We start from the raw sequence: 5,474 nt of genomic DNA, 5'->3' as shown, positions 1-5,474 counted from the left end.
GGGTACCGACGAAGGCGTACCGGTGTGGTTGCCCATCGACGCGAAATTCCCGGTCGAGGACTACCAGCGCCTGCTCGACGCCCAGGATGCCGCCGACGCCGACGCCGCGCTCGCGGCCGGTCGTGCACTGGAAGTGCGCGTACGCGAGGAAGCCAAGCGCATCCATGGCAAGTACGTGGGCCCGCCGCACACCACCGACTTCGCCATCCTGTTCCTGCCGACCGAGGGCCTGTACGCCGAAGTGATCCGCCGTCCGGGGCTTTCGGACCTGTTGCAGCGGGAATACCGCGTCACCGTGGCCGGCCCCACCACCCTCACCGCCTTGCTCAACAGCCTGCAGATGGGCTTCCGTACGCTTGCCATCGAAAAACGCTCCAGCGAGGTGTGGCACGTGCTGGCCGCGGTGAAGACCGAGTTCGGCAAGTTCGGCATGGTGCTTGAGAAGACCCGCAAACAGCTGGACACCGTGCGCAACAGCATCGACAGCGCCGGCGTCCGCACCCGGGCCATCGAAAAACGCCTGCGCGAAGTTCAATCCCTGGGCAGCGACGTGTCCGGCGACGTACTGAACATCGCCCTGGAACCCGCCGAGCCCGACGACGACCTCGACGACGATATCCCCTCCCCCGACTAGCCTCCGGGTTGGGGGTCAGCGGGTAGGGGTCAGAGTCATGACTCTGACCCCTATGGGGCTTCTGACCCCTATGGGGCTTGGCGCTACAATGTCGGCTTTCGCCGGCGGCCCCAGACAACCCATGACCGAGCCAAAGAATCCCGACGTCACCCGCGAACAGGCCGAGGATGCCGTGCGCATCCTGCTGCGCTGGGCAGGCGACGATCCCGCCCGCGAAGGCCTGCTCGAGACGCCCAAGCGCGTGGTCAAGGCTTATCGCGACTGGTTCTCCGGCTACCTGGAGGATCCTGCCGACTACCTGGCCCGCACCTTCGAAGAAGTCGGCGGCTACGACGAGATGATCGTGCTGCGTGACATCGAGTTCGAAAGCCACTGCGAGCACCACATGGCGCCAATCATCGGCCGCGCCCACGTGGGTTATGTCCCCACCGATCGCGTGGTGGGCATCAGCAAGCTGGCGCGCGTGGTCGATGGCTTTGCCCGCCGCTTCCAGGTGCAGGAAAAACTCACCGCACAGATTGCCCAATGCATCGACCAGACCCTGCAGCCGCGCGGTGTTGGCGTGGTGATCGATGCCTCGCACGAATGCATGACCACCCGCGGCGTGCACAAGCGCGGCGTATCGATGGTGACCAGCCAGATGCTCGGCAGCTTCCGCGAGGATCCGCGCACCCGCGCCGAGTTCCTGCGCTTCGTCGGCGTTGACAGGCGCTGATGCCAGGTCGCAACGTGGCGGTGGTTGGGGGTCTGGTTGGGGGTCAGAGTCATTACTCTGACCCCGGCTGGCTGCGCCGCGTGGTCTCCACAGCCCTGCTCCTCGGATTGGCCTTCCTGGCTTCGCCTGCGCACGCCCAAGCCACTCCCACCGAATACCTGCGCCAGTTCGACACCAACGGCGACGGCAAGGTGAGCCTGGACGAATACCTTACTTACATGACTGCCGGCTTTCGCCATATGGATAGCAATGGCAACGGCGTACTTGAGGCGTCGGAACTTCCCGGCCAGCACGGCAAGCCGCTGCGGCTGGAGGAGGTGCGCAAGAACTACGAGGCCCAGTTCCACCGTCTGGACAAGAACCACGATGGCTACTTGAGCGCTCGAGAGTTGGCCCAGCCGCCGCAGTGAGGCCGGCAGGCCGGCCACGGTTGGGGGTCAGAGTCTCTGATCCCGCATTCGCGCTCGACAACCCATTGAAAAGGCGAGATACGGCGACCATATGGGCCTAAAGGCTAAACTAGGCCATTCCCCATTCTTTCCCGGATCACCCCATGAGCCTCGACTCCGCCACCCGCGAACGCATCGAATCCCTGTTGAACGAACACCGCGTGGTGCTGTTCATGAAGGGCAACCGCAGCCAGCCGATGTGCGGGTTCTCGGCTTCAGCAACCAACGTGCTGAACGAATTGCTGCCCGATTACCACACCGTGGACGTGCTGCAGGATGCGGAAATCCGCGAGGGCATCAAGACCTACGGCCAGTGGCCCACCATCCCGCAGCTGTATGTGGGAGGTGAACTGGTCGGCGGCGCGGACATCATCCGCCAGATGTACGGCAGCGGTGAGTTGCATTCGCTGTTCGGCGCCACGGCGCCCGATCGCACCCCGCCGGAAATCACCATCACCGAGAAGGCCGCCGAAGCCATCCGCGCCGGCATGGCCGACGCCCAGGGTGTGGTACTGCATCTTGAGATCGGCCCGGACCACGGCGCCGGCTTCCAGTTGGCCCCGGCCCAGGACCACGACATCGTGGTGAGTGCCAGCGGCATAGAAGTGCACTTCGACCCGGGCAGCGCGCAGCGCGCCAAGGGCATCGTGATCGACTGGGTGAGCACCGTGCAGGGCGAAGGCCTGAGCCTGAAATTCCCCGGCGCCACGGAAGTGAAGTCGATGACCGTGCAGGAACTGGCCACGCGCATGGCCGAAGGCTCCGTCACCCTGATCGACGTGCGCCCGGCCAACGGCCGCGCCGCCGCCGCGCCGCTTGCCGGCGCCCGCATCCTGGAAGAAGAAGGCTACGAAGCGCTCGGCCGCCTGCCCAAGGACACCGTGCTCGCCTTCATCTGCCACCACGGCAACTCCAGCATGGCCGCCGCCAACCACTTCGCTGCGCATGGTTTCAGCAACGTGTTCAACGTGGCCGGCGGCATGGATGCGTGGTCGCAGGAAGTGGATTCGAGCGTTCCGCGGTACTGATCCAGTATTGGGGGTCAGAGTAATGACTCTGACCCCTTAAGCGCCTTAAGCGATGAACGGCGACGCGTCTCGACGCGTCGCCGTTTTCATGAGCGCGTCCGGGAATTTGAGCTTCCTTCCATATTCCCCGCCGCGGGATTCCCCTAGCGTGAAGTGTCGGGCCCGGCGTAGCCGTGCCAGTGCACACCACCAGGGAAGACAACAACATGCAATCCAGGAAGCTCCTGGCCGCCGCCATTGCGGCCGCCTTCTTCGCGCCAGCATTCGCGGCCGATACCGAACCCAAGACGCTGGAAACGGTAACCGTTACCGGCTCGTTGATTCCGCGAGCGGTGGTGGAAACCGCCACGCCGACCATCGAGATCACCGCCGCTGACATCCAGAGGCAGGGCTTCAAGACAGTGGCCGATGCACTACGCGCCTCGCCGCTGGCCTCCGGCGCCGTGCAGAACGCGCAGTCCAGTGGCTCCTTCACCCAGGGTGCGCAGTCGATCAGCCTGTTCGGGCTGGATCCGGGCTTCACCAAGATCCTGGTCGATGGCCATCCGCTGGCCAACTACCCGCTGCTGTACAACGGCCAGAGCAACTTCGTCGACATCTCCACCATCCCCACCTCGATCGTCGAGCGCATCGACATCGTGCCGGGCAACCAGTCGGCCGTGTACGGCTCGGACGCCATTGCCGGCGTGGTGAATATCATCCTGAAGAAGAGCGTCGACGGCTTCGACGTGAACTTCCGTGGCGGTGGCTATACCGACGGCGGTGGCGGCAACCAGCGCGTGCAGCTGACCGGCGGACACACCACCGATCGCTCGAAAACCGTCTTCAGCGTGGAGCTGGGCAACCAGGCGCCGATCTACGGCGCGGACCGCAAGCTCACCCGCTCGACCGCATCGGATCCCTCGCGCAACGGCGCGGACCCGATCGCCTCGCGGAACTTCCTCCGCATGGCTTACGACGCCAATGGCCGTGCTTCGTACTTAGACCCGGGCGCCGAGGCGTGCGAGAACGTCTCGTCGCTGTTCAACAACAGCACGTACTACGCCTATCGCCCGGGCTCGGGCTACTACTGCGGCAGTCAGGACGTCGGCCAGGCCACGCTTTCGAACAAGAAGCGCTCGGCCACGGGTTACGTGTCGAGCTCATTCAAGGTGAACGACCACCTGGAGCTGTACGGCAGTGGGCTGTATGGATCCTCCACCAACACGTCGATCGCCGGTTCCACTTACACCTTCTGGAGCGCCAACAACGGCGGCCGCTTCATCGACCAGGCCACCGGCCAGCAGACGATCGCCCAGCACGCGCTGTCGCCGGAAGAAACCGGCGGTTACGACCGCATCGGCAACCGCAACATCGGACAGCAGTACCAGGTGATCGCGGGCGCCCGCGGCAAGCTGGGTGATTCGGCGTGGGATTACGATGCCTACTACAACCGCTCGGCGTACTCGCTGACCAACAAGCAGAACCTCCCCCTCGCTGGCCCGCTCGATGCGCTGTTCGAACAGCAGTTCATGGGTCCGAAGCTGGGCAACGACGCCGCCACCGGCCTGCCGATCTACGCCCCGAACTGGGCGAACTTCTACCAGGCGGTCACGCCCGCGCAGTACATCGCCACCCTCGGCCAGGTGAACTCCGTCTCGCAGACCTGGACGCAGGACCTCAATGTCCAGCTCACCAACACATCGCTTGCCGCGTTGCCGGCCGGTGACATCGGCCTTGCCATCGTGGGCCAAGCCGGCAACGAGCACTGGAGCAACCGCACGGACCTGGGCGTGGTCAATGGCAACTATTGGGGCCTTTCAGGCACGCAAGGTCACGGCAAGCGCCAGCACTATGCACTGGCCGGTGAGCTGAGCGTGCCGATCACCGCGGAACTGCTGGCCAACGCCGCCGTGCGTTATGACCGCTACCAGTGGACGGGTAACAGCATCGGCAAGCCCACCTACAAGCTGGCATTCGAATACCGCCCGATCGACACCCTTCTGCTGCGCGCCAACTACGCCACCGCATTCCGCGCACCGGACATGGGTTACCTGTTCGCCGGCGATAGCGGCTATTTCACCGGCGCCCCGGATTTCTACGGCTGCGAAACCTACTATCCCGGCGAGGCGCTGCGCGATTGTCCGGCATATAACCAGTCCACCCGCGGCGTCCGTGCAGGAAATCCGGACCTGAAGCCCATCACGGCCAAGTCGTATGGCGTAGGCGCGGTGTGGTCGCCCACGCAGGACTTCAACCTGAGCCTGGATTACCTCTCCATCCGTATCGCGGACAAGGTGGAAGACCTGAGCGTCACCACCCTGTTCCGCAACGAGGCCGACTGCCGCACCGGACGCCAGGATGCCGGTTCCGCCACCTGCCAGGACGCCCTGTCGCGCATCACCCGTGATGCCACCGGTGCCGTCACCAACATCCGCAGCGGCCCGATCAACTCGTCCAATGAGCGGGTGGATGCGATTACCGCGGGCGCGAACTACCGCATCGGCATGGGCACCGCCGGCAATCTTACGCTGGGCGCGTCGTACAGCAACACGCTCAAACACACGCTTCAGCAGTACGCCGGGGAACCCACCATCGACCTGCTGCGTGCACCGCAGTACTCCACCGACTTCAAGACCATCACCACCGCTTCGGTGGGCTGGGACCGG

Annotated in this window: 5 protein-coding genes; all 5 read left to right on the top strand. The window is 64.7% G+C overall.

Annotated elements, in window-relative coordinates:
- The coding region (locus VK519_RS10580; protein WP_324349639.1) for a DNA recombination protein RmuC at positions 1-634 on the top strand (634 nt) is incomplete at its 5' end.
- 121 nt (positions 635-755) lie between these two features.
- Entirely contained in the window at positions 756-1,349 is a 594-nt protein-coding gene (gene folE / locus VK519_RS10575) for a GTP cyclohydrolase I FolE (protein ID WP_324349638.1), read from the top strand.
- Entirely contained in the window at positions 1,349-1,759 is a 411-nt protein-coding gene (locus tag VK519_RS10570) for an EF-hand domain-containing protein (protein WP_324349637.1), read from the top strand. Before folE ends, VK519_RS10570 begins: the two co-directional genes overlap by 1 nt.
- A 143-nt stretch (positions 1,760-1,902) precedes the next feature.
- Entirely contained in the window at positions 1,903-2,826 is a 924-nt protein-coding gene (gene grxD, locus VK519_RS10565) for a Grx4 family monothiol glutaredoxin (RefSeq protein WP_324349636.1), read from the top strand.
- 206 nt (positions 2,827-3,032) lie between these two features.
- Positions 3,033-5,474, top strand: a 2,442-nt coding sequence (locus tag VK519_RS10560) for a TonB-dependent receptor plug domain-containing protein (protein ID WP_324349634.1), incomplete at its 3' end; no start/stop codon positions are given.

This window comes from Pinirhizobacter sp. (genome assembly GCF_035317885.1).
GTDB lineage: Bacteria > Pseudomonadota > Gammaproteobacteria > Xanthomonadales > Rhodanobacteraceae > Pinirhizobacter.
This window is presented reverse-complemented; position numbering and strand designations above follow the sequence as displayed.

What these genes read in the sequence shown, in the direction of transcription:
- folE (WP_324349638.1), top strand. Translation starts at nt 756, where the DNA reads ATGACCGAGCCAAAGAATCCCGACGTCACCCGCGAACAGGCCGAGGAT.
- grxD (WP_324349636.1), top strand. Translation starts at nt 1,903, where the DNA reads ATGAGCCTCGACTCCGCCACCCGCGAACGCATCGAATCCCTGTTGAAC.
- VK519_RS10570 (WP_324349637.1), top strand. Translation starts at nt 1,349, where the DNA reads ATGCCAGGTCGCAACGTGGCGGTGGTTGGGGGTCTGGTTGGGGGTCAG.